Here is a 26,771-nt window from a genome sequence, read left to right on the forward strand (position 1 = left end):
CCCCGGGCCAGGGCTCCAGCCGCAGCGCCAAAGCAAAAAATTTCCGTGGGCGAGTGTAGGGGACTCAGGAGGAGGGGTAAACTTCGCGAACGCGGATTCCGCCTGCCTGTCACCTCCGCGAGAGGGCGGCCTTTACGGCCTTTTCCAACTCCGAGACACTCCGGCCATAGCGCTGTCGGAGCGCCTGCTCGAAGGAGGTGCCCTGGCCTACCTCGCGGATCAGCTCGAGCAGCTTGGCGGGCCCTCCCTCGCCCAGTAGCTCCCGGACGGCGATGGCCGAGGTCCCATAGGCCAGGGAGGGATCCCTCTGGGTGATGAGGGCCTGGCCGGACATGTCGGAGAGGCGCGGGAGCTGACCGGCCTGGGCGGCAGCGCGCAGGCGGGTGGCCAGCGCGTAAGGGGGTTTGTCACTGCCCAGGTAGCGCCATTCGATGTACTCGGCGAGTCCTTCGTTGAGCCAGACGGGGACGTGCTGGCCGCCCTGCTCCGCGCGGATCAGATCATCCACCACGGCGTGCACGTACTCGTGGACGAGCGTGGCCTTGGTCTGTTGGGTGAGCTCGGCGGCGTCGTTGATGCGGATGGCACCCTCCGAGTAGAGCCCGGCCACTGCACGTGCGAGGGCGGCGCCCTGGTGGGTGCGGAACTCCTCGCGGGTGTAGAGGATGACGTCCACGGGGTTTTCGCGCGCCTCGCCGAGCACCTGGCGGGTGTGGGCATGGGCCTCATCAAGCGCGGCGACGATGCGGCCCTCGTACTCAGCGCGCTGGCCGAAGTCGCGTGCGTTGTTGAAGTACTTCACCACGAAGCGGCTGTTGGAGCGGGTGCGCATGCCGTCCGCGCCCACGCCAGACTCGTAGGAGAGGCCGGAGGAGGCGGAGGCGGGTTGGACGGAGCCCTTGTCATCGGTCTCTCCGTTGAAGCGCCGCTCGATGGCGCGGGCCTGGGCGCGGGCTTCGCTCTCCTCGGCGGACTCGCTGCGGGCCTTTTGTATCAGTGTGCGAGCCTTCGCGGCCTCGGGCGAGCGAGGGGGCACCTTGTTCAGCACCTCGAGGGCTCCCCGCGGATCCTTGTCCTCCAGGAGGAGCCGCCCGAGCTCCAGACCGAAGTGGCCCTCCTTGGGGAAGCGCTCCAGTCCGTGGCGCAGGGCGTCCTCGGCGGCGCCGCGCTGGTCGGTGGCGAGCGCGGTGCGAGCCAGACAGCGCAGGCCCGACGCCGTCTCCTCGAAGAGTGCCGCGCGCTCGCCGAGTGAGAACGCCATGACGGCGTCGTCGCCGGCGAGGGCCTCGCAGCCCTTGATGAGCGAGGCGGCGATGGTGCGGCGCTGGGGCGGGGTGTAGCCCTTGGGGTCCACGGAGGACCAGGCGAGGTACAGGTCCTCCCACGCGCGCTGGGCGGCGAGCTTCTGGGCCTGAGCGGGCGTGGGCGGTGGGTTGGCGGAGAGCAGGGCGGCGAGGAGCAGTGCGCGCATGGCGCGCAGTATGGCCGAGCCGGTGAGCCCGGGCGAAGGGGGCGCTGCTCTCCGCTGTCCAGACGGGCTCTACGGAGACGTCACGTCTCTTCCGCGACCTGCCAGCCATTCTGACTCAGGCTGCCCATCAGCTCTTCGATGTGGCCACGGCCGCGCGTCTCCAGCGTCACCTCCACCGCCACCTCGCCCAGGCCCGCCTTCGAGAAGGCACGGTTGTGGTAGATCTCCACCACATTGGCGCCCTGCTGGGCGATCTCCGCCGTGAGCCGCGCGAGCATGCCCGGCCGATCCGGCATGCGCACCACCAGCCGCACCAGTCGCCCGTCCTTCACCAGGCCGCGCTCGATGATGCGGCTGACCAGGTTGACGTCGATGTTGCCGCCGGAGATGAGCATCACGACCTTGCGCCCGCGCGCCGAGGGAATCTTCCCGTGGAGGAGCGCCGCCATGCCCACCGCGCCCGCGCCCTCCACCACCGTCTTCTCCCGCTCCAGGAGCAGGAGGATGGCGTTGGCGATCTCCTCCTCGTCCACCGTGACGATGTCGTCCACGTAGCGGCGGATCATCTCGAAGGTGTACTCGCCGGGGCGCTTCACCGCGATGCCGTCCGCAATCGTGGTCCCCGCGGGAAGCTCCACCAGCTTCCCCGCGTCCACGGACGCCTTCATGCTCGCGATGGCCGCGGCCTGCACGCCGATGATCTTGATGCGCGGGTTGGTCTCCTTGATCGCGCACGCCACGCCGGAGATGAGTCCGCCTCCGCCGATGGGCACCACCACCATGTCCATGTACGGGCACTGCTCGAGCAACTCCAACCCGATGGTGCCCTGGCCCGCGATGACCAGCGGATCATTGAACGGGTGGATGAAGACGCGATTCTCCCGGTCTTGGATGCGCAGGGCCTCGGCGTAGGCCTCGTCAAAGTTGCTGCCGTGCAGCACCACCTTCGAGCCGTAGGAGCGCGTGCGCGTGGCCTTGATGAGCGGCGTGCGCTCCGGCATGACGATGGTGGTGTTCACACCGCGCCGGCCCGCGTGGTAGGCGAGCCCCTGCGCGTGGTTGCCTGCCGAGGCGGCAATGACACCTCGGGCCTTCTCGTCCGGCGTGAGGGTGAGCAGCTTGTTGAGCGCACCACGCTCCTTGAAGGCGCCTGTGCGCTGCAGGTTCTCCAGCTTGCAGTACAGCGCTGCGCACTCCGTCACCTCCTTGAACTGCTCCGACCTGGCGCAGGCCGAGCGGTAGACGGCGTCACCGATGCGCTGCTGGGCGTCTTCGATTTGCTGGAGTGTGACCATGGGCTTGTGTGGCGCCTGATAACTGAAGCGCCGCCCGCGCGAAAGAGGAGGAGACTTCGGGCTGACGGCTGTCCGCCCGCTCGTCAGATGCCGCGCAGTACCGTGGCCTTGCCCACACGCCCGATGGCCAGGATGAATGCTGCGGTGCGCAACGTCACCTTGCGCGAGCGCGCCACCTGGGCCACCCGGTCGTAGGCCTCCTTCATCGTCTTCTCCAACTCCGCATTCACCCGGTCTTCCTCCCAGGTGAGGTGTTGGAGATTCTGGACCCACTCGTAGTAGCTGACCGTCACACCGCCCGCATTGGCGAGGATGTCCGGCACCACCAGCACGCCGCGCTTCTCCAGAATCTCGTCTGCCTCCGGGTCCGTGGGGCCATTGGCTCCCTCGATGATGAGCCGGGCGCGCACCGCGTTGGCGTTGTTGCGGTTCAAAGCATGACCGAGCGCGGCGGGGATGAGCACGTCGCAGTCGGAGGCGAGCACGTCCTCATTGGAGCAGGCCTGGCCGCCGCCGAAACCGGTGACGGTGCCGGTGCGCTTCACGTGCTCGAAGAGGCCGGGGATGTCCAGGCCCTGCGGGTTGTACACGCCGCCATACACGTCCGACACCGCCACCACCACGCCGCCGTCCTGCCACAGCAGCTGCGCGGTGTGGCTGCCCACGTTGCCGAAGCCCTGGATGGTGAAGCGCGTGCCCTTCATGGGCAGGCCCACGTCCCGGAGGATTTCGCGGGTGATGTAGAGCAGCCCGCGCCCCGTGGCCGAGTCACGGCCCTTGGAGCCGTAGAGCTCTGGCGGCTTGCCGGTGACAACGGCCGGCGAGTGCCCGTGGTAGCGCGAGTACTGGTCCATGATCCACGCCATCACCTGGGGGTTGGTGTTGACGTCGGGTGCGGCGATGTCGCGAGTGGGACCGATGACGTCCTGAATCTGGTCCACGTACTTGCGGGTGAGGCGCTCAATTTCCTTCAAGGACAGCTGGGTGGGGTCCACCGCGATGCCGCCCTTGGCGCCGCCGTAGGGGAGGTTCACCACAGCGGTCTTCCACGTCATCAACGAGGCGAGCGCGACGCACTCGTCCTGGGTGATGGTGGGGTGGTAGCGCAGGCCGCCCTTCATGGGACCGCGGCTGTTGTCGTGCTGGATGCGGTAGCCGTGGAAGGTGCGGATCTCCCCGCTGTCGAGCTCGATGGAGACCTGGACCTTGACCTCACGAAGGGGCGTGGCGAGCAGCGTCTCGATGCGCTCGCCCACGTCCATGATGCGCGCGGCCTTGCGGAAGTAGTGGTGGATCCCTTCGACGGCGTGCATGGCCGAGGTGCTCTCCTAGGGCGGCCGGCGTGGGGGGCGACCCACGACGGCGCGAGACCTTAACAGATGATGTGCGCTAGCATGGGTTGGCGATGCGCTCCAGTTCCCCGTCAGCCCAGGATGCGAGCGGGCACCTGCAGGGGCTCGCCCGACGCATCCGCACCCTGCGCGAGCGGCGGGGCCTGAGGCAGGAGGACTTCGCCGAGCGGTGTGGCATTTCCGTGAGCTTCGCCTCCTTGCTGGAGCGGGGGGAGCGCAGCCCCAGCTACGAGACGCTCGTGCAGGTAGCGGCGGCCCTGGGGGTGTCCCTGGCGGAGCTCTTCCGGGTGGAGGAGGACGAGGCGGCGGGAGCACGCCGACTGGTGGAGTTCGCGCGGGCGCGCCGGTTGACGCGGGCAGAGGTGGACCGGCTGCTGGCGGTGGCGGAGGCCATGTTCGGAGTCGAACGCACGACCGGAGAGGTGCCATCCGAGGATGCTCCTCGCTGCAAGGAGCCGGGCTGCGAGCGGCCGGTGCTGGCGAGGGAGCTGTGCGTGGCGCACTACCACCGGGCCCGGAGGGCGAAGGCGGGTCAGCCTCCGGAGTGACGGGGCCTCCTTCGGAGCGCTACCCGTCCCAGATGACTTCCACCCGGGTGCGCACCTCGCGGCGGCCCTCGGCGAAGCCGGGCAGGGCGCGCAGGGGCTCGAGGGCGGGGCAGTGGTCGGTCCACTCCAGGTCAATCAGCGCCGAGTGGGCCGCGCCCAGGAAGTAGTCCAGCGCCTTCCGTGGATGTCCGGTGAGGCAGAGCTGCTCGGTGGCCAGCTGGCGCATGAGCGAGGCGAACCGCGGACTGAGCCGGCGCTCCAGCATGGCGTCTAGGGGGGCGAGCGAAGCGATGGGGTCCACCTCGCCGAGCACGGCGGCGGCGTAGCGCAGGCCAGTGAGCGCCGCGCCGGGCGACTCGTCCTCCAGAGCGAGCTTGCACCGCCGAACACCCTCCAGGTCACCCGCCCAGGCGGCGACGCGCAGGCGGAGCATCAGGCTCGGGACGCGATGGGAGGTGAACGCGGCGAGCCGCTTGCTGGCCTGGTGGTAGTCCTCCATCCGCCCTCGCAGGGCGCTGCAGCGGGCGATCTCGAACAGACACAGGCCCAGCCGCGAGTCGAGGTCGAAGGCCCGGCGCAGGAGCACGAGCCCCTCATCGGCGCGTCCGGCCTCGCACTGAAGGCTTCCGAGGAACAGCATGGCCACAGGGAAGGTGTGCGCGGCCTCGAGCGAGGCCCGGGCGGAGATCACGGCCTCGCGCCAGTCTCCCTCCTGCGCGGCGAGCATGCCCCGGGCCAGGTGCGTCTCGGCGAGCTGGGGAGCCCGCTGCTCGAGGCGCTCGACGCTGGCGCGGGCCTCGTCCCCCCAGTCGCGCTGGGTGCTCGAGCCGCCCACGAACCAGGCCCGCATGCACTGGATGGCATGGAGCGCCTGCGCGGGCAGGAAGTCCGGCGCGAGCGCGATGGCCCGCTCCAGCCAGCCGATCGCCACGTCCGGAGAGGTGCCCGAGGTGTAGCCCTGGACGAAGCCCTGGCGGAACAGCGCGAGGGCCTCCGGTGAGGCGGTGTCGCGCTCGGAGGCGACCCACAGCTCGACGCGCAGCGCCTCGGCGATGCGCGGGCCCAGCCGGTCTTGCTGTTCGAAGGCATCCGCGGAGGAGTCCTCGAAGCGGCCGCTCCACAGCTGGGTGCCATGGGTCGTCTCCACCAGGCGGACAGAGACGCGGACCGTGGGGCCCACGCTCTGCACCGTGCCATCGACGAGGAAGCCCACGCCCAGCTCGCGACCCACGGTGCGGGGCTCGCGCTCGTTGCGGAAGCGCGTGGTGGCCGCGCTGCAGGGCACGCGCATGCCCACGGTGCGTGACAGCGTGTCGATGAGCGCATCGGTGAGCGCGTCTGCGAGGAACGCGCGCTCCTGGGGCCCCTGGAAGCGCAGCGGGAGGATGGCCACGCCCGGCTCGTGGGTCTCGTTGAGGAGCAGCGAGAGGGTAGACTGCTCGCTCGGAGGAGGAAGCAGAGGCGTGGGCAGCGCTGGCAGTGACACGAGCGTGGGGGGTTGCTCGCCGAGCCCTTCCAGCCACGTGTGCAGCGAGCGGGCGAAGTGCGCGGCACTCGCGGGACGGTTCTCGGGTGCGCGGGCGAGGCAGTGCAGTACCAGCTCGGCGAGCGCGTCCGGCACAGTCGTCGTCCTGGCCCGTGGATCCGGCGGAGGCTGGTTCAGGCGTGCCAGGGCCACCGCCATGGACGTGTTGCCGGAGAAGGGCGGCGCCGCGGTGAGCATCTCGTAGAGCATCAGGCCCACGGCGTAGAGGTCGGCGCGTGCGTCCACCTCGCCGCTGGAGAGCTGCTCCGGCGCCATGTACATGGGCGTGCCGGCGGTGCCCTGGGTGCTCCGGGCGGATTCATCCACCAGGGCGCGGGCGATGCCGAAGTCGGTGAGGACGACGCGCCCACCCTTCTCGACGAGGACGTTGGCGGGCTTGAGATCCCTGTGCACCACGCCGGCCGAGTGAGCGGCGGCCAGTCCTTCGCATACCGCCAGGGCGACGCGGGCGGCGCGCGCGGGCGCCAGCGGCCCCTCGCGGGCGATGAGCGAGCGCAGGTCCACCCCCTCCACGTACTCCATGGTGAGGAAATGCTGGCCCTCGTGCTCGCCCAGGTCGTGCATGCGCGCGACGTGAGGATGGGAGATGCGGCGCGCCAGACGGACCTCGCGGCGGAAGCGCTCGAGCGCGTTCATGCCGGGGTCCTTCTCCAGGTCCAACGTTTTAAGGGCCACCATGTCGCCGACGAGCACGTCGCGCGCTCGGTACACGCGGCCCATGCCTCCGCGCCCCACGAGCGTCTCGAGGCGGTAACGCCCGGCGAAGAGCTCCGCTGACGGCGTCGGGCTCGGGGTGCCGCCCGCCTCCGGCCGTCCGGGGAGCGTCACCACGGTGGCGTCGTCGTTGGGAAGCGGAGTGGAACGGTCGTAGGACACTGCGGGAGGATTCTAGGCCATCCCGCGTGAGGGTGCTCAGGGCGGGGCGGGGACGAGAGCCCGCCCCCCCGCGCCGGCCGGTTACCTGCTGCGCCGGGCCCGCTCCAGCTTGAGTGCCTTCTCTCCGTGCTGCTTGCCGTTGAGGGCCTCGAAGGCGGCCACATCCTCGTCGGCGACGAAGACGTATGCGTAGGTAGGCTTGAGCTCTATGCGCTGCACCTTGCCTGCCGGTGCGCCGAGGGTCTCCAGGGCAGTGGTGAGGGCGGCCTCGTCGGCGACATCCGAGCGGCCCAGTCCCACCCACAGACGCGCCTGGCCGGGTACCTCGGGGGTCTCGGTACGCTCAGGGCGGGGCGGACGCGGCGGGCGCTCGCGGGTGCCGCGAGGCCTGTGCCGCTCCACCTTCAGCGCCTTCTCGCCGTGCTGCTTGCCGTCGAGCGCCTCGAAGGCGGGCGCCTCGGCCTCGGGCACATAGGCGTAGCCGTAGTGGGGGCGGAGCACCGCCTTGTTCACCTTGCCCGCGGGGGCGCCAGCGGCCTCCAGGGCGGCGATGAACTTCGCCTCGTCCAGGCCGTCATCCATGCCCACGTTGAACTTCAGCTTCACCTCGCCGGGGCCGGCGTCGGGCGAGGGCGGCGGCCGGTTCGGGTCTCGCTCGCCGCGCGGCCGGCTCTTCTCCACCTTCAGCGACTTGTCCTTGTACGACTTGCCGTTGAGGGCCTCGAAGGCGGCCAGGTCGTCCTGGGCGATGAAGACATAGGCGAAGCCGGGCTTGAGCTCGGCGCGGAGCACCTTATTGGCGGGGGCTCCGGCCTCCTCCAGGGCGGTGACGATGCTGCCGGGGCCCAGGCCGTCGTCGGTGCCCAGGTTGACCCATAGCTTCACCTCGCCCGGAGCGGCCTCCATCGGCGAGGGACCCCGGTCACCGCGCTCACGGCGGCGCCGGTCACCCCGCTCACCGCGCTCACGCGACTCGGACTCTCCACGCGCCTCCCGGCGCTCCTCGCGGCGGGGCGGCCTCTCCCGGTCGCGCTCCCTGTCGCGAGGACGCTCGCGCTCCTTGTCGCCGCGGCGGCGGCCCTCGGGCTTGGCCTGGGTCTCGCGCTCGGTGCGCTCGTTCTCCTCGGCGGCCTTGGCCTTCTCCATGCGCAGGTGGCTGAAGAAGTACTTCAGCAGGAAGGCGATGAGGTCATCCGCGTCTGCCCGGCCCTTGAGCTGGGCGGCCAGGGGCAGGAAGCCCTCGAAGACGGCGCCAGAGGCGGCCTCGCGGATCTCGCGCACGTGCCGCTCGGCCCACAGGCGCATGGCCTCTTCGGGGGCGGGCATCTCGCGCTTCTCGAACTTGATGCCGAACTTCTTCTCCAGCGTGGTGTACGTGGCCAGCTCGCGGCCGGAGAAGAGGTTGATGGCGGTGCCCTTGTTGCCGATGCGGCCGGTGCGGCCCACCCGGTGCAGGTAGACGGCGGGGTCCTCGGGCAGCGAGTAGTTGATGACGTACTCGAGGCCGGAGATGTCGATGCCGCGCGCGGCGATGTCCGTGGCCACCATGAAGGCCACCTCGCCCCGCTTCACCTTGGCCATCACCCGCTCGCGCTCCTTCTGCGGCAGGTCTCCGTTGAGCAGCTCCGCGTCGAAGCCATTGCGGTTGAGCACCGCCGTCACCAGCGCCGTGTCATCCCGCGTGTTGCAGAAGATGATGGCGTTCTGCGGCTCCTCCGCCTCCAGCACGTAGATGAGGTTGCGCGGCTTGGGGAAGGCGTCCGACACGTCGTAGCGGATGTGGTGGATGTGCTCGACGGTGAAGACGTCGCCGGAGAGCAGCAGCGTCTCCGCGTTGGTGGTGTAGCGGGCGATGAGGTTCTGGATGTCCGTGGGGACGGTGGCGCTGAAGAGCAGCACCTGCCGGGTCTTGGGCAGGCGGTCGAGGATGCGCGTCACCTCCTCGTAGAAGCCCTGGTTGAGCATCTCGTCGGCTTCATCCAGCACCGCGTGCGAGCAGGACTCGAGCTTGAGGTTGCCGCGGTTGATGTGGTCGAACACCCGGCCGGGCGTGCCCACGATGATCTGCGTGCCCTCCTCGAGGGCGTCCTCCTGCTGCTTCATGGAGGCGCCGCCGTAGATGGCCGCCACCTTCACGCCCTTGTGCTTGCCCAGGGCGGAGAGCTCCTCGGACACCTGGAGCGCCAGCTCGCGGGTGGGGCAGAGGATGAGCGCACGCACCCCCTTGTCCTCGGCGGGAATCTTTTCCAGCAGGGGCAGGCCGAAGGCGGCCGTCTTGCCGGTGCCGGTCTTGCTGCGCACGATGAGGTCCCTGCCCTCCATGACAGGCCGGAAGGCCTTCGCTTGGACGGGGGTCGGGTGGGTATAGCCGCGCTCCGCGATGCCGCGACGCAGGGGCTCGGAGAGATTCAGGTCATCGAAGCTGACGTCCGCGACGTACTCTGCGGGGCGGGACGGGGCTTCGGCAGTGGTTTCCGGCTGCTCCGGAGGTTGGATGTCGCTCATCAAGCCTGGGGCATAACCCCTGCATTACTCTCTGGCAACAATCGGCTCACTTTGCATAAGGAACTGCCCATGGCGAATGGGAGGAAGAAAACGGGCGGGACGGGCACCCGAACCCGGGCGAAGAAGCCCGCGGCGGCCCCACCCCCTGAGGATGCCGAGGTGGTGGAGGCAGAATCCGCCGAGCCGGAACCGGAGTCCCTGGAGCCCGCCCCCGAGGAGCTGGAGGAGGTAGAGGCCGAGGTGGAGGAGTCCCCTGGGCTTCCCACGGCGGCCCTGGTGAAGGCCGGGGAGACGGGGCTTGCCCGGACGGACCCCCTCCAGGCCTACATGAACGAGGTTCAGCGTCACCCCCTGCTCACCCGAGAGGAGGAGGTGTCGCTGGCCAGACGCTTCCGGGACACGGGGGACGTGCAGGCGGCCTACCGCTTGGTGGCGGCCAACCTGAGACTGGTGGTGAAACTGGCCCACGAGTACCACCGTAACCCCTTGTCTCTGCTGGACCTGGTCCAGGAGGGCAACATCGGGCTGATGCAGGCGGTGAAGAAGTACGATCCGGAGCGGGGGGTGAAGCTCAGCTCCTACGCCGCGTGGTGGATACGCGCCTACATCCTGCGTTACATCATGGACAACTGGAAGATGGTGAAGCTGGGGACGACGGAGGCCCAGCGGAAGCTCTTCTTCAAGCTGCGCCAGGAGCAGGACAAGTTGATGGCGCAGGGCTTCGAGGTGACGCCGAAGATGCTGGCCGAGCGCCTCAACGTCACCGAGCAGGACGTGGTGGAGATGGACCAGCGGCTGGGTCACGACGAGATGTCGCTGGACGCGCCGGTGGGAGGCGATGACTCGAGCGCGACGCGGATGGACCGGTTCCTGCCGTCGTCGTCAGTGGGGGCGGAGGAGCGGCTGGGCAACGAGGAGCTCAAGGCCGTGTTCCGGGAGAAGCTCCAGGAGTTCGCGAAGTCGCTGGAGGGCAAGGAGCGCTACATCTTCGAGAACCGGCTGATCTCCGACGAGCCGCTGACGCTGCAGGACATTGGCGACAAGTACGGGGTGAGCCGCGAGCGAGCGAGGCAGATCGAGGCCGCGCTCATCAACCGGATGCGCGAGTACATGCGCGAGCACATCCCGGACTTTGACCTGGTGGCGGTGCCCAAGGGTTGAGGGACGCAGAGGGGGGAGGGCGCAGCAGGCGCCCTCACCCCTGGTGCCATGGCTGCATCAAGGCACGCTTTCGGGGACGCTCGCGAAGAGCGCATGAAAAAGCGTCGTGTCAGGAGGCTTCTTCCACTCCACGAACAGCGGGACGGGGGTATCAGCCAGTTCGCGTGGGAGCTCATCGAATCCAAAGTTCGCTTCGATCTTCCTGGCGATGAGGCCTGCGGGTCCTTGCATGTGAGCCGGAAGGGGGTCGAAGCAGGTCCTGCTGACGGTGCGTGTCTCCTCGGTCTCAGAGAATTCCAGACCGTAGACGGCGAACACAGGTGCGAGAATGCTGGCACAACCGACGACAGCGAAGCGGTGTGGGGCCTTCTTCCCTGAATAGGCGACGCAACGAAAGCTGGCGTTGATTGTCGCTGTGGCGTCCCCGATGGTGAATTCCGGCAACGCTCCTTCGAGGTCATGTAGGAGCGCCCACCATCGGTCCATTTTCTTGAGCTCTTGGTTCCACAGCGCGTCGAGCCGTTCGTTCTCGGGGCTGGCCTCACCGCGGAGATAGTGGTCCTCGTTCGAGGGCCAATAGTTCCGGACAATCGAAAGCAGCTGCTCGAGCGATGGGGGCATGGAGTCAGGGAGGAATGACGACGACAGGCTTGGCTCGTGCGAGGATGTTCTTGGCGGCCAGGTTGGCGCACTTCGCGGCGGCGTGCTGTGCACGTTCGACCGAGATGAAGCCCTGTTTCCCATTCTCAATGGGCATCTCGACACCGAACTTGCAGAGGAACAGATCTCTCGTGGCCGTCTTCTTGATGCCTACGTGCACACATGCTGCTCGCCAGCCTCCCGCCCCCGTACCTCGCTTGGGTACTACATCGACGAACTGAAAGTGATCCGGTCGAAGACCCCCCTCCACCGTGGCGCATCCCGAGAGACATAAGAGCAAGGCCGAGGCGAGCGGACCTACGCCAGCGCGCCTTCCTGGAGTTGATGGGCTCGGACCTGGTTTGGACATGATGCGCCAGGAGTCGGGAAGTTCACTGCTTGCGCAGCAGGTACAGCGCTCCGGCCTGGTCGTCGCTGATGAGCAGGGCTCCGTCAGCCGTGACGGCCACGTCCACCGGGCGGCCCCACACGCTCGTGCCATCTGGTGTCACCCACCCGGAGACGAAGTCCTGCTCCCGGGTGGGTTGGCCCGCTGCCGCGTCCCAGGGGAAGTACGTCACCTTGTAGCCGGTGGGCCGCGTGCTGTTCCACGAGCCGTGGTAGGCCACTACCACGCCTGAAGCGTAGGGCTCGGGGAAGGCCGTGCCGTTGAGGAAGGCCAGGCCCAGCGGTGCTGAGTGCGCCTGGATGCCCTGGTCGAAGCGGTCCATCGCTCCGCAAGCAATGTCCCCCTCGCGGTTCAAATCGTAGTCCCGGTCGAAGGGCATCTGCTTCAGGCCGTTTGACGTGCTCGGGTTGGGGTTGCAGAAGGGCCAGCCGTACTCGCCTCTCTCTCGCACCGAGGTGAGGGCCTCGGGCGGGTGGTTGTCCACGTACTCGGGAATCACCTTCCCGTACCTTCCGGTGCCGTCGTCGTGCGGGTAGGGGATGTTGTCGCGCGCGTTCACCGTCACCCAGAGGGTGTCCGTGCCGGGAACGAAGGCCAGGCCCTCGGCGTTGCGCAGACCCCGCGCGAAGAGCTGACCCGTGCCGCCCTCTGGCCCGTAACGGTAGATCGCGCCGCGCTCGGGATTGCTCCGCGTGTCCGATAGGCACACGTTGCAGGTGGAGGCGATGGAGACGTAGAGCTGCCCCGTCGAATCAACGGCGATGTTCTTCAGCTCGTGCCCGTAGCGTCCCTGCAGCTCGGGCAGGCTCGTGTCGGGCAGGCCGCTCACGAGCACCGCGGCGTCGTGCCGCTGCGTCTCTCCCGCCTGCCAGGGCGAGCGCGTCACCTGGTTCGTCTCGGCCACGTACACCCAGGTGGTGCCTCCGCGGGTGTGGAAGACGATGTCATGGGGGCGGCGCAGGCCCGTGGCCCAGTCGAACACCTCGGGCGTCTGTCCGGGACGGGGCCGCACCAGCTTCACCGTGCCCTGGTCCGGCTGTGACACCAGCACGTCCCCGTTGGGGGCGATGGCCAGGAAGCGCGCCTCCGGCACTCGCGCGAAGACAGAGATGGTGAAGCCGGGTGGAACCGTGAGGGTGCGCGGCGAGTCAAAGGGGGCGGTGCGCAGGTCCTCGGGGACGCTCACCTGCACCTGCTTGCTGGCTCCTGGGGGCGGAGTGCCCGTCCCTCCCTGGCCCGCGTCACCTGAGCCCGCGTCGGTCTGGCCCGCGTCCACGGGCGCTGGACTCGATCCCGCGTCTGTTCCCCCGCCGGTGGGTCCTCTCGAGGACTGGGTGCAGGCGGAGACGGATAACCACAGCAACATGGCGACGGGGCTGAGCCAGTGACGCATACCGGGCAGGCTAGGCAGACACCTTTCGGGGCTCCATTGTCCCACCGTCGCTTCCGTTGCCCACGCTACGAAGCGGGCGGCGATTGCGCCGTCTAGCGACGATGCCGGCCCCGGAAGTGACGGTCGAGGTAGTTCTCCACCTCGGGCTTTCGCTCGGCGTCCCCGGAGGCGGCAAGCAAGAGGGCGTGCGCCCCGTCCACTACTGCAAATGCCTCCTCAAGCGACACCTCACCTTCCGAGAGCGCGGAGAAGAGGTTGCAGTGATAGCGGCGGCAGCCTTCGGGGCGCTCCGCATAGGCGGTACACCGCTTCCCCTCCAGTGCGGCACAGCGCTGCGGGAGGAGGGATGTGCCGTCCTCGCGCTCCTTCACGGGCAGCCCGAGGGCCTTCAAGGGCCCCACCTCCGTTTGCCGGAGGGGGACCTGCGTGAAGAGGGTGCCATCGCAGCACAGACCGCAGCGAAGGCAGAGCGTGGACAGAGACATGAGGCGCGGGCTCCGGGGCGCGAGGGGCCCCCCTTGCTAATGGTGGACGGCCTGCCGAGCAAGGGCCGCGCCGTGCGCCTCAGTCCTTCTTGTAGTCGCGGAACGTCGCGACCTCCTCCATGCGGGCGTCGGCGTAACCCCAGTGCTCGACATCCACGTTGTACTGCCCCTTGGCAATCAACATTCCCCGGCAGAGCTTCTTCTTCTCGGGCTCGTTGTGCTGGTTGCGGGCCCGTTCAAGCAGCTCGTCCCAAACCCAGCGGGGCACGTGGTCGCGCTGTCCCGGATAGCTGAAGCGGTAGAAGGTGAGGTGGGCCAGCAGCACCTCCCAGTGCGGCTCAAACCGCATCATCAGGTGCTTCCAGTCCATCTGCTTGCCGCGGGCGAGGATGAGGTGGTTGATGTCCGTGCCATCAAAGCGCTCGCGCTCGCAGACGAAGGCCTTGGACCAGATGATGTCCTCGGGTGGCGCCACCAGGATGGGCAGCCCGTGGATGACGCCCGGATGGGCCCGGTCAATCCAATAGTCGTCCACGATGGCCACACCGTTGCCCGAGCTGAAGATGAGGTCGGCGAAGTACTCGTCGTTGGCGTAGGCCTTCGCGATCCACACCGGGTCGTGCATTCTCGTCTGGAAGCCCATGGTGCCCAGGGCTTCCATCGCTCGCTGCACGTGCTCGCGCTTGAGGAAGATGTCCAGGTCCTTGGTGTCGCGGTAGATGCCCGTGTAGAGGTGGAGTGCGTAGGCACCCGCGACCACGAAGGGAATCTCCGCGTTCTTGAGCGTGCTCAGCGCGAGCAGGTGCGCTCCCCGCTCAATGGGAGGGCGTTGATCCGCCTGCATGGGAGGCGGCGCCTTGCTCGGCTTCTTTGCAAGGTCGGCGGAGGAGTGGCTGCTGTCCTGGCCGGCCTGCGTTTTGTCGGTATCTTGAACGTTCATGGCACGCCCTCGGTGTCCTGGCAGGTAGGTTAGGGTCGGGGAATGCCGGGGGCAGTTCGGCGAGCAGTGCTCCAGCCCGGTCGGCTACTTCCCGACCAATCAAGAAGGAATCAGGTTGGGCTCGCCCAGAGCGCCATCCCCGGTTCAGAGCCGTTCACCTGTCGCTCCGCATGGCGGTAAGCGCGAGCCTTCGAGGGCGCGTCGACCTTCATCTGCTCTCCTCGAGGACCATGGAGCTCCAGGTGGTAGCCCTGCTCCCGTGGGCCCTCGTTCGCGATGCTCCAGCCCGCCTGCTTGATGTGCTTCTTGCACACGCGCTCACGTCCCTTCATGACGACCTCCTCCCTGTTCGTCGCGGCCTTGGCCGCTTGCGTCATGAAGATTCAGAATTTGTCTGCTTGGCCGCGGGTGCATGCCACTTCCGGGTAGGGCGGGCTCGAACGCTCGCCCCTCGGCCTGGCGCATGGAGCGAGCATGGCTGCCTGGTTCTCATGCGGCACTGGAGGGAGCGCCTCCAGGCGTGTCCGCCGGGCCCTCCGGCATGACGGCTCCCCTGGCACTCCAGGACAGGGGTGTCCCATGGTGAAGCGGAGGGGAGAAGCGGAGGGATGAACGATGGCACTTCCCAAACACGTCGATGATGCCGCGGACAGACTGCATGAGGCCTTTGCGCGAATCGAAGACGCTCGCGCCAGACCGACGAGCCCGGAGAGTCTGCGCGAATGGCTGAGCGCGCTCACGGACTACGCCCAGGCGTTGATGGACCTCCACGAGTTCACCAACGAGTCCGTGCACGAGAAGCTGCACGTCCTGGCGGGCCTGCTCAACATGAAGTCCTTCCCGGAGGAGCCCCTGCGGGACATGGAGCCTCGGCAGCCTCAGTGAAGCTGCGCGGCTCGCATCACGCACCCCGTCGAGTCGGCATGCCGCCGAACGGCCACTGGAAGCCTGGGTATTGGATGAGCTTCGGAGCCTGGCGTCCTCGCCACGCCAGGGCCTCGCCGGGGCGGAGCAGCAAGGCCTGGGGTCCCTGTCCCTCGCGGCGGCGCACCTGCTTCAGCCGCTCGGGATAGGGATCCGCGTCCGGATTCTCATCCAAGGTGCTGGCGCCGCTCACCGGCGCGCCGGGGTAGCCCGGGTAGCGCGGGCCCATGCCCTCGCGCCAGTACCAGGGCGCGCCGCCATCCGCACAGGGCACCACGTACCGTGCACCGAGCAGCTCGCCATACTGGAGCGCCTCCTCCGGCCCAGCCATGAGCTGCTGCGGCGTGCCGAGCGCGTCCACGGGCACATCAACGAGGTAGGCATCCAGCGTGGTGTAGCCGAAGAAGAGCGGCTCGAGCCGGAAGCCACGCACGCCGCAGAAGAGCACGTCCACCGGCTCCTCCTTGCGCAGGGCTCGGCAGACGGTGCGCATGTCTCCGCGCACGTCATGCCCGGCATCGGCGAAGAAGGCCGCGGAGAAGTCCGGTGTGCGCACCAGCCAGGTGTTCCCCTCGTTGAAGAGGTGGGGGTAGAGGCCCTCCCCATCCGTGGGCTGCTCGCCATGGAAGGGCAGGGCTCGCACGGTGATGTCGCCCACCCGCCGCTCCTCACCCCAGCGCAGGGCCTCGACGCGGGTGTAGCCGAGCTGCTTCAGCCGCAGCACGCAGTCGGTGGAGAAGAGACTCTCGCGCTCTACCGCCGGGACGAAGATGCGCGTGTCACGCGGCAGCCGCAGCAGAGAGCCCAGGTGGAAGTGGTCCCCGTGCGAGTGGGTGATGACCACCGCGTCCACCGGGCCGATGTCGCCCGGCTGCATCGGCTGGTAGTCCGGCCTGTCGAGTCTGCTCGCGGGCCGGAAGTAGGGATCCACCAGAACGCGCGCCTGGGTGCTCGCCACCAGCACGGTGTTGTGGCCGATGAAGAGGGCGCCGGGGCCAGGGAGCCCCACTGGCCCCTCGTGGCGCACCAGCCAGCCCGCGTCCGACATGTCTCCCAGCAGCTCGCCCACCGCGGGGACCGCCGCGAGCGCCCGCAGCTCGGCCCGGGTGGCGCCACGCTCGAGGGTGGCGAAGAGCTCGGCGAGGGCCGGCCACTCGCGAGCCTTCACCGGGAAGTCGAGTCCCAGCTCCTCCTGGCGCAGGTGGAGGATCCGCGGCTTATGTTGCACCGCGTCGGGGAACAGCACCTCGTGTCGCAGAGGGCGCCGTCCTCCGCGCCGCCTGCCCGTGTCACAGAGCGCGGCGTAGCGGGGCGTCTCCTCCATCCAGCGCACCAGGGCCTTGGCCTCGCTCAGGGAGCGCTCCGGGCCCAGCTCCGCGAGCCGCTCCTTCAGGGGCAGGTGGGCCTGGCGCACGGGCCGAGCGGTGGGGCCCTGGATGCTGCAACCCAAATCTTCATGGTGCTCCGCCTCGGTACGCGCCGAGGCGAGAACGGCGAGGCTGACGCCACGGTGGAGGGTGAGCCGCATGGGGGTGCTGCTACCAGGGCCGCCGTGGAGGGAGCCAGTGCATTCTCCCAGAACTTGCCCGCTCGCGTGCTTTCCGAGGATGTTCCCTCCGTCTAGTCGTACGGAGGGGGACATGAACCACGATTCAAGGGCGCTGCTCGCCATGTTGGCGGCGTGCCTCCTGCTCGGCTCGAGCGAGCCAGCGGGGGCGCAGCCCCTCAGTCCATACAGGCATTACAGCAGCAGCCTTTTCATCACCGGCAACTTCAAGCTCAGCTTCCCGCGGCAGTGGGGTGAGCCCTCGGCGGCCTCGGGTACGTCGGAGGAGTCGCCCACCCTCTCGCCGGTGTTGTTGCCGCTCTCGGTGTCGTCGTTCCGCACGGTGGGCAACCCCGTCGTGCCCAGGCGCATCGCCTCAGGCGTGCCGGGCCTCGTGGGGGAGCAGCGCCAGCAGCTCGAGGCGGCCCTGCTGGAGCTGCTGAAGGGCTACGAGCACCTCTTGGATCAAAACGACGAGCAGCGGCTGAAGAACAACCTCGCCGGGGCCTTCAACTTCCTCTTCCTGTCTTCCTACGGCGTGCTCAAGAACGGCGAGGAGCTGAGTGAGGAGCAGCGGGAGAGCATGCTGGGGCAGATCAACGCGTGCATCGCCATGCGGCTCAAGGAGCGGCGCCTGTCGGATCGCGAGAAGCAGGAGCTGTACGAGTCGGCGGTGCTCTCGGGCTCCATCATCCGCGGGCTCTACAACGAAGGGCGCGACAAGGGGCGCGCGGAGCAGCTGAAGACGGCGCGCGAGCTGGCCAAGACGCTGCTGGAGCAGTGGATGGGGCTCACCATCGAGAAGGTTCGCCTCGACGGCAACGCCGTGCGGATTGGCTAGGTGCGTGGGTGGAAGGCGAACGCGCCGTAGCCAACCACCTCCTGCTTGCCTCCCGCCGTATCGCCCGAGCTGCGCAGGTCGAGCAGCTCGGCGCGCAGTCCTCGGCGCCGCGCCACGAGCAGCAGCCCATTGATGGCCGCGGCGCCGCACGCGAAATCCTCCTCGAGCGGACCGTCGAGCCGGAGGATGTGGTCGGCCGTCTCGCGATCCACTGTCCGGGCGGTGTCGTAGGGCAGATAGTGCGACAGGTCGGAGCTGATGATGGGCAGCACGTCCTCCGTCCAGAGTGCGTCGAGCACCTCGGCCACCTCCTCGGGCCGGGTGGAGCCGACCACGAGCGGGAGCACGTCGAAGTCTCCCAGCACGCGTTGGAGGAAGGGGAGCTGGACCTCGAGCGAGTGCTCTCTCCGGTGGGCCATGGCGGAGGCGCAGACGTGGTGCGTGGCCTCGGCGCGCTCGCGCAAGGCCTCATCCACGGGCACGTCCCCGAGCGGCGTCCGCAGCAGCTCGGCATCTGGGTGGGCCAGCCCGTTCATCGGGACGAAGTGGCAGGGCCCGAGCAGCAGGACATGCCTCACCTGTCCCTTCAACCTACGCAGGCAGGCATAGCCGCTCGCGGCCACCGGGCCTGAGTACATGTAGCCGGCATGGGGGACGATGAGCGCCGAAGGAGGTGGGCTCGAACAGGCGGGGGCCTGCTCCAACCAACGGTCCACCTGCTGGGCGAGAAGGGGGGCGGCGGCAGGGTAGAAGGACCCCGCCACCGCGGGAGCGCGAACGCGAGCCATGACCCTATACGGGTAGGGTCGCTCCGCGCTCAGCGCCAGGGGCGAGAAATGACGCAGGCGTTGATGCCACCCACGCCCATGGACAGCTTGCCGGCGCAGCCCTGGGGCGCCGCCACGGCCTTGTCGAAGACGTAGCGGCCGTGCACGCGACCGATCTCCTTGTTGAGCTCCGCCTCGGTCAGTGGGGTGGGGAACACCTGACCCCGGGCATAGCCGAGGTACTGGGCCGTCAGCTCCCAGCCGCCACCGGCGCCCATTCCGTGACCGAAGGTGCCCTTGCGCGCCGTGACCAGCACCGTCTCGGGAAGTACCGCGCGCAGCGTCTCCATCTCCAGGTAGTCGCCCGGGGTGGCGGTGGCGTGCAGATCCCAGCTACCCACCTCCGCTGGCGTCACGCCCGCGGACTGGAGGGCCTCGTGGATGGCCACGGTGGGGCCCTCCTTCGAGGGCGTGATGATGTGGTCCGCGTCCGCGGTGACGCCCACGGTGACGGGCTCCATGCCCAGCGGCTTGAAGCCCTTGGCGGTGAAGTGCTCCAGGTCCCCGAGGATCCACACCACGGAGCCACCAGCCACGTGCGTGCCGCGCAGCTGCGTGAGCGGCTTGGACACGGCGCCGTCCGCGCTCACCACGCGCGCGTTGTAGAAGCCACCCACCGTCAGCTCGTGCGGGGGCGGATCCGTCATCCCCATCACCACCGCCTTCGCATCGCCCCGGCGGATGGCGTCGAGCGCCAGCTTCAGCCCGTAGCCAAACGAGGAGCACGCCGCCACCGGCGCGAACGTCATGCCGGTGATCTTCCCCATCATGGAGATCTGCGACGCGGGGGTGTTGTGGATGTTCCAGAGGATGTCGGCCGGCACCGCGTTCCACGGCGGCTCGGGCGCGTTCCACTTCTTCTGCAGGCGCTGGTTGCGCGTCCGCTTCTCCTTGATGACGGCGAGCTTGGCGGACTCCACGTTGCCGCCCTCGACGCCCAGGCCCTCAATCTCCTTCTGCTCGGCGAGGTACTCGCGCAGCTCGGGAGACTGACCCGCCCAGAAGTGCCACCAGGCCTCCTCGGCCACGTCCAGCTCGGCTGGGTCCACGGTGGCGGGGTCGGGGGGCATGCCGGTCAGCGGCTCGCGCGTCTCCTGCCAGCGGCGCAGGGCGCTGTTGCGCTCGGGGGCCGCCCAGAACCGGTCCCACCGCCGCTGGGCGCGGTGCAGTCCCAGGGTGATGTCGTGGATGGTCGGCAGATCTCCCAGGCCAGTGCCCACGTACACATGCGCGCGAGGCCCCAGTCCCTGGAGCTCCTGCTCCAGCCCCGGGTTCTGCCCGAGCGCCTGGATGAAGGAGCCAATCGCCATCTTCGTGGGCATGCCCATCTTCTTCTCGAGCTGGGCAAAGCGCGTGGCGGGGAAGCGCGCATCAATCCACGGCTTGTATTCCGAGAAGTCGAACTCGGGATTGCCGACGAGGAAGTTGTTGGGCCCGAAGCCCTGGAACGCGGAGAGCCAGCTCTCCGCAGATGCGAGGTTCTTCTCGAAGGCCTCGATGTTTCGGGACCGGGGAGCGACCACTCCCCAACCGAAGATTCCGACTCTGCGCACGTTGTTACCCCTGATTCCTGATCGGCCGCCGGTGCTTACCCCATTGCACGGGGTTACAGCGGCTCGATCTTCAGGTTGTCGAAGAAGAGCTGGGACTCCCAGCTGGAGAACCCGAAGCGGTCATGACCTTTTCCCTCGAGGGGGATGGGGTCATCGAACTCCATGAAGGGCTTACCGTCGATGAACCAGCGTAGCAGCGAGCCCCTGCGCTCGATACGCCAGCGATAGGTGCGGCCGATCTCCACCGGGTAGGGTCGCGCCTCCACGCGCATGTGCGTGCCCTTGCGGAACACCCCCGTCTCCACCAGGCCCGCGCTCGTGCCGCCGTTCTTCTCGGCCACGCGCCGCGCCTGCCGCTGGAGCGCTTCTAGCGAGGTGCCGTGCTCGTCCAGCCGCGCGATGATGGACAGGGAGTTGTTCCACCCGCCGTGTATGAGGATGTACCCGGAGGCGTGATCCGTCCCGTCGCCGAAGATCTCCGCCTTGATGTCGCCTTCCTGGGACTCGGAGCGCACATCGAACTCGACGGCCACGTCCCGAGGCAGCTTCGCCTGGAGCCACAGCGGGTTGTTCTTCACGCCGGGCGAGAGCAGCTGCCCATTCACCACGCGCCAGTGGCCACCGGTGGAGAAGAAGTCGCGCTGCACCACGGCCGGATCCGAGAAGTCCTGCTGGTAGGGCACGCTGACGGTGGCGGCGGCCTCACTCCGGAAGAGGGCGTAGTGGATGAGGGGGAACTGGATGAGGACGATGACGGCGGCGAGCACCGCCCAGCCTCGGCGCGACAGTCCCTCGGGCTTCTTCCAGGCGACCGTTGCACCCGCCTCGGCGTCCGCGGAGGGCGAGCCCTCCACGCGAGGGCCCTGCGGCTCTCGGGACTCGAGGTTCTTCTCCTTGCGTCTGGCCTGGCCCATTGCTGTCGCTCGTCCCCAAGGGGGGTGGGGTGGAGGGGGCCGCGGAATCTACGCGCGGCCCCGGTGGAGGTAAAGGGCGCGCGCGAGTGCCTACTTGCCACCCCGGGAGGCGCTCCAGCGCTTCTCCAGGGCCTTCTGCTCGGCCTGGCGCACCTTCAGCCTCTGACGCTCGGCCTGCTGGCGCTCGGCCTCCTCGGGCGAGGGGCGCACGGCAATCTGGTAGACGCTGCCGGCGATCGCGAACAGGCCCGCGGCGATGAGGAGGCCCCAGGGCTGGCTGGCCATGGCGGCGACGAGCCCGCCGAACTGGTGCAGGGCCGCCATGGCGCCGATGACGAGCAGCCACGCCCCCAGCATGGAGGAGAGGATGGCCGCCACCTGACGGTGCAGCACCGCGGCCACCAGGCCGCCGAGGATGAGGCCCGGCCCGAAGCCGATGAGGAAGTCATTGGGCCCGGCGATCTCCCCACCAAGCAGGCCCACGGGGATGCCCACACCCAGGTAGACGATGGCCGGTGGGAAGAGGAAGCCGACCACTGCGAGCACCGCGGCGGCGGCGGTGGCCAGGCGAGGATCTGCCCCGGAGACGCCGAACTTCGTGAGCAGCACGCCCGTCCAGGCCAGGCCGATGAGCGCGCCCATGGGTCCAGCCAGCACGCGGAAGAGCCGGCCGCCGCCGAAGAGCAGCAGCACGATTCCCACCACACAGCTCACAATGCCGGCCCACATGGGCAGCAGCCGGTAGATGGCCACCCAACCCGCGGGGTTGAAGCTCTGATAGGCCTTGAGGGCCTCGAGGTACGCGTCCACGACGGTCCCCCCTAGTAGCGCGTGGCGGCGAGCACCACGAGCAGCACGAGGATGAAGGCGGCCAGGGCCGCGAAGCCATAGAGCGCGACGGGCGTGTTTGAGCGGCGCAACAGCTCTTCGGCCTGGGCTTTGTCCTGCGGACTGGGATTGTCCGCAAGGATGCGCTCGGCCTCGTGTCGTGCTGCGACCACGTCCCCCGAGTCCTTGAGCTTCCACGCCGCCTGCATCCGGGGGGAGGCAGGATCCTTCGGCGTCTGTCCGCCTTTCGCCATGGGCCCCCTCTATAGCGGGGAATGCAAGGGCGCGTCGACGGTATATAGAACCCCTATGTCCCCGCGCCCCCTCAGCCGTCGACACTTCTTGCTCGGGAGCGCGGCGCTCGTTCCGCTGCTCGCTGGACGCGCGTCCGCCTTCGGAGAGAAGAGCCGCTTCATCCCCGCAGTGGCCCGCCATGGAGGCCGTTGGGACGCCCGATTGTCGGGGCTCCGACGGATTGCCTGGGAGCTACAGCGGCGCACCTCGGTGGACGTGGTGCCAGATGCTCGCCCCTTCGCCCTCTCCAGCCCAGACCTCTTCGAGTACCCCTTCCTCTACCTGGGAGGAGACGGAGGCTTCCCGCCCTTCACAGTGGCGGAGGTGGAGAACCTCCGACGTTACCTCACCTTCGGCGGCTTCCTCCTGGCGGACGCCAATGACGGCAGCGATGGGGACGGCTTCGACGCGAGCTTCCGCCGGGAGATGGCGCGGGTGCTGCCGCAGAGCCCGCTCACCCCGGTGCCCTCCACCCACGTCGTCTTCAAGAGCTTCTTCCTGCTGGACTCGGCGCCGGGCCGGTTGCTCAACAAGCCACAGTTGCTGTCGGCGAACCTCGGCAAGCGGGCGGCGGTGATGTACTCGCAGAACGACCTGGCGGGCGCGTGGAGCCGCAGCGAGTCAGGCGACTACGAATTCGACGTCTCCCCGGGTGGCGAGCCCCAGCGCGAATTGGCCGTGCGGATGGGCGTGAACCTCTGCATGTACGCCCTCTGCCTGGACTACAAGGACGACGCCGTCCACCTGCCCCTCATCCTCAACAAGCGCCGCTGACACGAGGCCCCTGGCTCACTTCATGGACAACACCCCCTTCAATGCCTGGAAGCTCGTCAGCCTCTCGCCACTGCCCGTGTGGGCACTGGTGCTTCTGGGCGTGGGCGTGGCGCTCGGAGTGGGCCTGGCGGCGTGGGGCGTACGGCGCGAGCCGTCGCGCCTGCGGCGCTGGTCCCTGTGGCTGCTGCGTCTGGGCGCGGGACTGGCGGCGCTCTTCTTCCTGCTGGAGCCAGGCATCCGCAACCTCCAGGTGGCGCGGATGAAGAACCGCCTGGCCGTGCTGGTGGACCGCTCGGCGTCCATGAACTTCCCGGTGGAGCCCGGAGGCATGACGCGCTCAGCGCAGGCGGCGGCCTTCCTGGAGAACGCGGCGCCGGGGCTGGCGGCCTTGCAGGACCGGTACACGGTGGAGGTGTACGGCTTCGACCCGGAGCTGTCGCCCACCACGGCCGAGGCGCTCGCGAAGGAGCCGGCGCGCGCGGGCTCGTCGGACCTGCTGTCGGCGCTGCGCTCGGTGGGCGCGGGGGCGCAGGGCGCGAAGAAGCTGGGCGGCGTGTTGCTGGTGAGCGACGGCGCGGACAACGTGGAGCTCGCGGGCGGCGCGGTGGGCCGAGCGCGCGCGGCGCTGGCTGACCTGAACGTGCCGGTGTCGACCTTCCTCGTGGGCAAGGAGGCGCTGAAGGACCTGGCCGTCGAGCGGGTGAAGGTGGATGACTTCGCCTTCGTGCGCAACTCCATCACCGTGGAGGTGGAGGTGCACGGCCGAGGCTTCTCCGGACAGGACGTGCCGGTGGTGCTGAAGCAGGAAGGCAAGGTGGTGGCGAGCAAGTCGGTGCGCTTCGAGTCCTCGGACGACGTGAAGCCAGTGGGCTTCACCTTCACGCCGGACCAGACGGGGCGCTTCGTGTACACGGTGAGCATGCCCGTCTTCCCAGACGAGGCGGTGGGGGACAACAACACCCGCTCCTTCGTGCTGAAGGTGATTCGAGACCGCGTGCGCGTGCTGCTGGTGGTGGGACGGCCCTCGTGGGACGAGCGCTACCTGCGAGGCCTGTTGCGCCAGGACGCGAACGTGGACCTGGTGTCCTTCTACATCCTACGGACGATGTCGGATGACCCGGGCGTGGTGAGCCAGGAGCGCGAGCTGTCGCTGATTCCCTTCCCGATGGAGGAGATCTTCGACACGAAGCTGGACACGTTCGACGTCGTCATCTTCCAGAACTTCGGCCACACGGACCAATCGCTGTCGATCGCCCAGTACGAGCGCAACCTGGAGCGCTACGTGCACAATGGTGGGGCCTTCGTGATGATTGGCGGAGACAGCGTGCTGGGAGAGGGAAGGGCGAACATGCCCACGCTGTACGAGGCGCTGCCGGTGGAGGGAGCGGGCCCGGCGAACCCCGAGTCCTTCAAGGCGCGGCTGACGCCGGAGGGACAGCGTCACCCGGTGACGGCGATGGTGTCGGGAGGGGCGAGCACGGAGACGGCGTGGGCGGATCTGCCAGCGATTCCGGGAGCGAACCTGACGAGGGCGAAACCAGGGGCGACGGTGCTGATGGACCACCCATTCATGACGGTGGACGGGAAGAACGCGCCGCTGGTGGCGGTGTGGGACTACGGACGGGGCAGGGCGCTGGTGATGGCGACGGACGCGAGCTGGTACTGGGCCTTCACGGCGCACAAGCAGGGCTCGCCGAGCCGCACGTATGAGCGCTTCTGGAGCAATGCCTTGCGCTGGCTGGTGAGGGATCCGGACCTGACGACGCTGAACGTGACAGCGGACCCGCCATCGGTGGAGCCGGGCAAGGCGGTGGGAGTGGTGGTGTCGTCGAGGACATCGGACTACCAGCCGGCGCAGGACGCGCAGGTGCGTGTGGAACTGGTGTCGGTGGACACGCAGAAGCCGGTGGCGGTGCAGACGGGACTGACAGGGCCGGATGGAGTGGTGAGGCTGGAGTTCGCGCCACCGGCACCGGGCCCATACAAACTGGTGGCCACGGCGAAGAAGGGCGAGACGGATTTGGGGAAGGGCGAGGACGCGGTGGCGGTGCGAGCGGTGGGCCCGGAGCTGTCGGATGCATCAGTGCGGCCGGAGCTGATGGAGCAGATCGCGAAGTTCACAGGAGGCAAGGCGTTCCGGCTGCCGATGAGTGGGTTGCCGGATGACGTGCCGCTGTTGGACCCGCCGGTGGTGGAAGTGGGCCGGGCGAAGGACAAACCGCTGTGGGATCGTTGGTACTACCTGGTAGCGCTGGTGGGGTTGCTGGGCACCGAATGGTTCCTGCGCCGCCGTTTCGGCTACGTGTGAACCACTCTCCCTCTCCCTCTGGGAGAGGGTTGGGGTGAGGGTATAGGAAGGACGCGGGTTCGATTCCTGCCGCCTCTGAAGCCGCCAGTGGCAGCCGGACGAGCTGGCCGCGCTCGTGGCGCTGTACCTGGATCTTCGTCCGCGCGCGGGGGGCCAGTGGCGGCGGCAGTTCGGGCAGCTGGAGGTGGCGCAGGACGGCGCCCTGGGTAAGCCAAGCCAGCACGCGCCGCCTGCCTGCGCATTTGGGACAGCAAAAGACGTCCACTTTGAAGGTGCGTTGCGACGTCCTGTCTTCCATCCTCATCATCGGCCCGTACCTGGGGACCTTCTGTGAGCATGACAACCAGACCGGCCGTTGCGTCAGTACGTCCCAGGCCGTGAGCAACGCCGGCAATGTCGCCGGCGGCCCCTGGGACGACGTGGTCAGCTCCGTGGGCGTCAGCTTCCGCTGAGCTCAGGGCGGGGTGCTTAGTAGTAACAACGCCAATACGAGGCCTCCTCGCCCCCGTCGCAGTAGCACGTGGCGTGACCGACATCCCCGATCTTGCACGTCCGTGGGTTGGCTCCAGCCGATGGGCAGGAGCTACCATCCAATTCGTTGCAGTAGAGCAACGCCGAGGCACTGACCTCGCCTGTCTCATGGGCACCCGGCTGCTCTGTACCAAGCGGCGCGGCATCCATGTCTGCTTCGACACCACCACAACCCGCCAGCAAGCACGCAGACAACACGACTCTGATGATTCCTCGCATGTGCCCTCCAAGTTGTGAAGCTTCGCAAGGCTCTCACGACTCTGGGGCAATAACTACTGCAAACGCGTGCAGCCGATGCACCGGTGGCCTTCAGTGGGAGATTGCCTCGCGCTGCGACGGCCGAGGCGCCGTGGCGGGCTGGGGCGTCTGGACGGAGGGGCAGGGGCGGCGTAACGCATAGGGCGAAGAGAAGGACTGTGGAGGGCGAGGGCTGGAGAGCAGGGGCCGAGGAGGGCCGCTGACGGGGGCCGGCCGAGCAGTGCGCCAGGCGGGTGGAGAAGCCGCGCAGCCCGTTGGGGTACACGCCAGCCCAGGCCGCCGTGAAGCGCTCCAGCTTCCGTACCAGTGGGTGACCTTGTCGTCACCGTCGCAGGCGGTGAGCACGCTTGCCGCCAGGGTCGCCGCGAGAGCTCCTCCCAGGAGATTGCGGCGCGTGATGGCGGACCAGGTCGGACGTCGATCTCTCGAGGCATGTTTCATGATCGTCTCCGAGGGGTTGCCGTGAGGCACCTTTCCAAGGCCAATCCCTTGTCATTATCAGACGGCTCTGACAGGAAGAGGAAGCCTCTCATTTTCTTGGAGAATCCGGTGG

At 68.4% G+C, this 26,771-nt stretch carries 25 protein-coding genes; 7 read left to right on the top strand and 18 right to left on the bottom strand.

The window, feature by feature from the left end:
* Positions 1–109 precede the first annotated feature (109 nt).
* The 3 genes from F0U60_RS11720 to F0U60_RS11730 form a co-directional block, all read right to left on the bottom strand.
* The gene (locus F0U60_RS11720; protein WP_395818076.1) at positions 110–1,471 is read right to left on the bottom strand and encodes a peptidase MA family metallohydrolase; all 1,362 of its coding nucleotides are present in this window, start codon (positions 1,469–1,471) and stop codon (positions 110–112) included.
* A gap of 80 nt (positions 1,472–1,551) precedes the next feature.
* The gene (gene ilvA / locus F0U60_RS11725; protein WP_395818079.1) at positions 1,552–2,766 is read right to left on the bottom strand and encodes a threonine ammonia-lyase; all 1,215 of its coding nucleotides are present in this window, start codon (positions 2,764–2,766) and stop codon (positions 1,552–1,554) included.
* Between the two features lie 83 nt (positions 2,767–2,849).
* Positions 2,850–4,079: a Glu/Leu/Phe/Val dehydrogenase gene (locus F0U60_RS11730; protein ID WP_395818082.1), complete on the bottom strand. Its 1,230-nt coding sequence runs from the start codon at positions 4,077–4,079 to the stop codon at positions 2,850–2,852.
* Positions 4,080–4,171: 92 nt separating this feature from the next.
* Here F0U60_RS11730 and F0U60_RS11735 point away from each other — a divergent pair, with 92 nt between their 5' ends.
* Positions 4,172–4,666: a helix-turn-helix domain-containing protein gene (locus F0U60_RS11735; RefSeq protein WP_395818085.1), complete on the top strand. Its 495-nt coding sequence runs from the start codon at positions 4,172–4,174 to the stop codon at positions 4,664–4,666.
* 19 nt (positions 4,667–4,685) lie between these two features.
* On the opposite strand, the gene F0U60_RS11740 is transcribed toward F0U60_RS11735, so the two are convergent.
* Positions 4,686–7,088, bottom strand: a complete 2,403-nt coding sequence (locus tag F0U60_RS11740) for a protein kinase (RefSeq protein ID WP_395818088.1) — start codon at positions 7,086–7,088, stop codon at positions 4,686–4,688.
* 81 nt (positions 7,089–7,169) lie between these two features.
* Positions 7,170–9,593: a DEAD/DEAH box helicase gene (locus F0U60_RS11745; RefSeq protein WP_395818091.1), complete on the bottom strand. Its 2,424-nt coding sequence runs from the start codon at positions 9,591–9,593 to the stop codon at positions 7,170–7,172.
* Between the two features lie 69 nt (positions 9,594–9,662).
* On the opposite strand from F0U60_RS11745, the gene F0U60_RS11750 reads away from it, so the two are divergent.
* The gene (locus tag F0U60_RS11750; protein ID WP_395818094.1) at positions 9,663–10,754 is read left to right on the top strand and encodes an RNA polymerase sigma factor RpoD/SigA; all 1,092 of its coding nucleotides are present in this window, start codon (positions 9,663–9,665) and stop codon (positions 10,752–10,754) included.
* Between the two features lie 57 nt (positions 10,755–10,811).
* Here the strand turns inward: F0U60_RS11750 and F0U60_RS11755 are convergent, their stop codons facing one another.
* From F0U60_RS11755 to F0U60_RS11780, 6 genes are all read right to left on the bottom strand, one after another.
* On the bottom strand, positions 10,812–11,375 hold the full coding sequence (locus F0U60_RS11755; protein ID WP_395818097.1) for a hypothetical protein: 564 nt from the start codon (positions 11,373–11,375) through the stop codon (positions 10,812–10,814).
* A gap of 4 nt (positions 11,376–11,379) precedes the next feature.
* Positions 11,380–11,574 carry a hypothetical protein gene (locus F0U60_RS11760; RefSeq protein ID WP_395818100.1) on the bottom strand — a complete coding sequence of 65 codons (195 nt, stop codon included), beginning with the start codon at positions 11,572–11,574 and terminating at the stop codon, positions 11,380–11,382.
* A 211-nt stretch (positions 11,575–11,785) separates the two neighbouring features.
* Positions 11,786–13,078: a PQQ-dependent sugar dehydrogenase gene (locus F0U60_RS11765; RefSeq protein ID WP_395818103.1), complete on the bottom strand. Its 1,293-nt coding sequence runs from the start codon at positions 13,076–13,078 to the stop codon at positions 11,786–11,788.
* Positions 13,079–13,287: 209 nt separating this feature from the next.
* Complete coding sequence (locus F0U60_RS11770) at positions 13,288–13,680, bottom strand: YkgJ family cysteine cluster protein (RefSeq protein WP_395818106.1); 393 nt, start codon at positions 13,678–13,680, stop codon at positions 13,288–13,290.
* Positions 13,681–13,759: 79 nt separating this feature from the next.
* Positions 13,760–14,620 carry a nucleotidyltransferase gene (locus tag F0U60_RS11775; protein WP_395818109.1) on the bottom strand — a complete coding sequence of 287 codons (861 nt, stop codon included), beginning with the start codon at positions 14,618–14,620 and terminating at the stop codon, positions 13,760–13,762.
* A gap of 110 nt (positions 14,621–14,730) precedes the next feature.
* Positions 14,731–14,952, bottom strand: coding sequence for a hypothetical protein (locus F0U60_RS11780; RefSeq protein ID WP_395818111.1), 222 nt, complete (start codon positions 14,950–14,952; stop codon positions 14,731–14,733).
* A gap of 283 nt (positions 14,953–15,235) precedes the next feature.
* On the opposite strand from F0U60_RS11780, the gene F0U60_RS11785 reads away from it, so the two are divergent.
* On the top strand, positions 15,236–15,505 hold the full coding sequence (locus tag F0U60_RS11785) for a hypothetical protein (RefSeq protein WP_395818114.1): 270 nt from the start codon (positions 15,236–15,238) through the stop codon (positions 15,503–15,505).
* 16 nt (positions 15,506–15,521) lie between these two features.
* On the opposite strand, the gene F0U60_RS11790 is transcribed toward F0U60_RS11785, so the two are convergent.
* Positions 15,522–17,072 (bottom strand): MBL fold metallo-hydrolase, encoded by a 1,551-nt coding sequence (locus tag F0U60_RS11790; RefSeq protein ID WP_395818117.1) that lies wholly within the window; start codon positions 17,070–17,072, stop codon positions 15,522–15,524.
* 112 nt (positions 17,073–17,184) lie between these two features.
* On the opposite strand from F0U60_RS11790, the gene F0U60_RS11795 reads away from it, so the two are divergent.
* Positions 17,185–17,931 (top strand): DUF6683 family protein, encoded by a 747-nt coding sequence (locus F0U60_RS11795; RefSeq protein WP_395818120.1) that lies wholly within the window; start codon positions 17,185–17,187, stop codon positions 17,929–17,931.
* Here F0U60_RS11795 and amrB read toward each other — a convergent pair.
* From amrB to F0U60_RS11820, 5 genes are all read right to left on the bottom strand, one after another.
* Positions 17,928–18,719, bottom strand: a complete 792-nt coding sequence (gene amrB / locus F0U60_RS11800) for an AmmeMemoRadiSam system protein B (RefSeq protein WP_395818122.1) — start codon at positions 18,717–18,719, stop codon at positions 17,928–17,930. The two genes, F0U60_RS11795 and amrB, sit on opposite strands and share 4 nt — an antisense overlap.
* Before the next feature lie 29 nt (positions 18,720–18,748).
* Entirely contained in the window at positions 18,749–20,311 is a 1,563-nt protein-coding gene (locus tag F0U60_RS11805; protein WP_395818125.1) for a beta-ketoacyl synthase N-terminal-like domain-containing protein, read from the bottom strand.
* A 53-nt stretch (positions 20,312–20,364) separates the two neighbouring features.
* Positions 20,365–21,225: a hypothetical protein gene (locus tag F0U60_RS11810; protein WP_395818128.1), complete on the bottom strand. Its 861-nt coding sequence runs from the start codon at positions 21,223–21,225 to the stop codon at positions 20,365–20,367.
* Between the two features lie 90 nt (positions 21,226–21,315).
* Positions 21,316–22,035, bottom strand: coding sequence for a hypothetical protein (locus F0U60_RS11815; RefSeq protein WP_395818130.1), 720 nt, complete (start codon positions 22,033–22,035; stop codon positions 21,316–21,318).
* Between the two features lie 11 nt (positions 22,036–22,046).
* A complete protein-coding gene (locus tag F0U60_RS11820) occupies positions 22,047–22,307 on the bottom strand; it encodes a molecular chaperone DnaJ (protein ID WP_395818133.1) in 261 nt (86 codons plus the stop codon).
* Positions 22,308–22,362: 55 nt separating this feature from the next.
* Here F0U60_RS11820 and F0U60_RS11825 point away from each other — a divergent pair, with 55 nt between their 5' ends.
* The 3 genes from F0U60_RS11825 (at position 22,363) to F0U60_RS11835 (ending at position 25,881) form a co-directional block, all read left to right on the top strand.
* A complete protein-coding gene (locus F0U60_RS11825; protein ID WP_395818136.1) occupies positions 22,363–23,121 on the top strand; it encodes a DUF4159 domain-containing protein in 759 nt (252 codons plus the stop codon).
* A 22-nt stretch (positions 23,122–23,143) separates the two neighbouring features.
* Positions 23,144–25,429, top strand: coding sequence for a glutamine amidotransferase (locus F0U60_RS11830; protein WP_395818139.1), 2,286 nt, complete (start codon positions 23,144–23,146; stop codon positions 25,427–25,429).
* 272 nt (positions 25,430–25,701) lie between these two features.
* Positions 25,702–25,881 (top strand): hypothetical protein, encoded by a 180-nt coding sequence (locus F0U60_RS11835; protein ID WP_395818141.1) that lies wholly within the window; start codon positions 25,702–25,704, stop codon positions 25,879–25,881.
* Positions 25,882–25,897: 16 nt separating this feature from the next.
* Here the strand turns inward: F0U60_RS11835 and F0U60_RS11840 are convergent, their stop codons facing one another.
* Positions 25,898–26,179 carry a hypothetical protein gene (locus F0U60_RS11840; protein WP_395818144.1) on the bottom strand — a complete coding sequence of 94 codons (282 nt, stop codon included), beginning with the start codon at positions 26,177–26,179 and terminating at the stop codon, positions 25,898–25,900.
* Positions 26,180–26,771 lie beyond the last annotated feature (592 nt).

This window comes from Archangium minus (assembly GCF_044360475.1).
Classification (GTDB): Bacteria; Myxococcota; Myxococcia; order Myxococcales; family Myxococcaceae; genus Archangium; species Archangium minus.

Coding starts and splice junctions, on each gene's coding strand:
- F0U60_RS11720 (WP_395818076.1), bottom strand. CDS start 1,471: ATGCGCGCACTGCTCCTCGCCGCCCTGCTCTCCGCCAACCCACCGCCC.
- ilvA (WP_395818079.1), bottom strand. CDS start 2,766: ATGGTCACACTCCAGCAAATCGAAGACGCCCAGCAGCGCATCGGTGAC.
- F0U60_RS11730 (WP_395818082.1), bottom strand. CDS start 4,079: ATGCACGCCGTCGAAGGGATCCACCACTACTTCCGCAAGGCCGCGCGC.
- F0U60_RS11735 (WP_395818085.1), top strand. CDS start 4,172: ATGCGCTCCAGTTCCCCGTCAGCCCAGGATGCGAGCGGGCACCTGCAG.
- F0U60_RS11745 (WP_395818091.1), bottom strand. CDS start 9,593: ATGAGCGACATCCAACCTCCGGAGCAGCCGGAAACCACTGCCGAAGCC.
- F0U60_RS11750 (WP_395818094.1), top strand. CDS start 9,663: ATGGCGAATGGGAGGAAGAAAACGGGCGGGACGGGCACCCGAACCCGG.
- F0U60_RS11755 (WP_395818097.1), bottom strand. CDS start 11,375: ATGCCCCCATCGCTCGAGCAGCTGCTTTCGATTGTCCGGAACTATTGG.
- F0U60_RS11770 (WP_395818106.1), bottom strand. CDS start 13,680: ATGTCTCTGTCCACGCTCTGCCTTCGCTGCGGTCTGTGCTGCGATGGC.
- F0U60_RS11775 (WP_395818109.1), bottom strand. CDS start 14,620: ATGAACGTTCAAGATACCGACAAAACGCAGGCCGGCCAGGACAGCAGC.
- F0U60_RS11780 (WP_395818111.1), bottom strand. CDS start 14,952: ATGAAGGGACGTGAGCGCGTGTGCAAGAAGCACATCAAGCAGGCGGGC.
- F0U60_RS11785 (WP_395818114.1), top strand. CDS start 15,236: ATGGCACTTCCCAAACACGTCGATGATGCCGCGGACAGACTGCATGAG.
- F0U60_RS11790 (WP_395818117.1), bottom strand. CDS start 17,072: ATGCGGCTCACCCTCCACCGTGGCGTCAGCCTCGCCGTTCTCGCCTCG.
- F0U60_RS11795 (WP_395818120.1), top strand. CDS start 17,185: ATGAACCACGATTCAAGGGCGCTGCTCGCCATGTTGGCGGCGTGCCTC.
- amrB (WP_395818122.1), bottom strand. CDS start 18,719: ATGGCTCGCGTTCGCGCTCCCGCGGTGGCGGGGTCCTTCTACCCTGCC.
- F0U60_RS11810 (WP_395818128.1), bottom strand. CDS start 21,225: ATGGGCCAGGCCAGACGCAAGGAGAAGAACCTCGAGTCCCGAGAGCCG.
- F0U60_RS11820 (WP_395818133.1), bottom strand. CDS start 22,307: ATGGCGAAAGGCGGACAGACGCCGAAGGATCCTGCCTCCCCCCGGATG.
- F0U60_RS11825 (WP_395818136.1), top strand. CDS start 22,363: ATGTCCCCGCGCCCCCTCAGCCGTCGACACTTCTTGCTCGGGAGCGCG.
- F0U60_RS11830 (WP_395818139.1), top strand. CDS start 23,144: ATGGACAACACCCCCTTCAATGCCTGGAAGCTCGTCAGCCTCTCGCCA.
- F0U60_RS11840 (WP_395818144.1), bottom strand. CDS start 26,179: ATGCGAGGAATCATCAGAGTCGTGTTGTCTGCGTGCTTGCTGGCGGGT.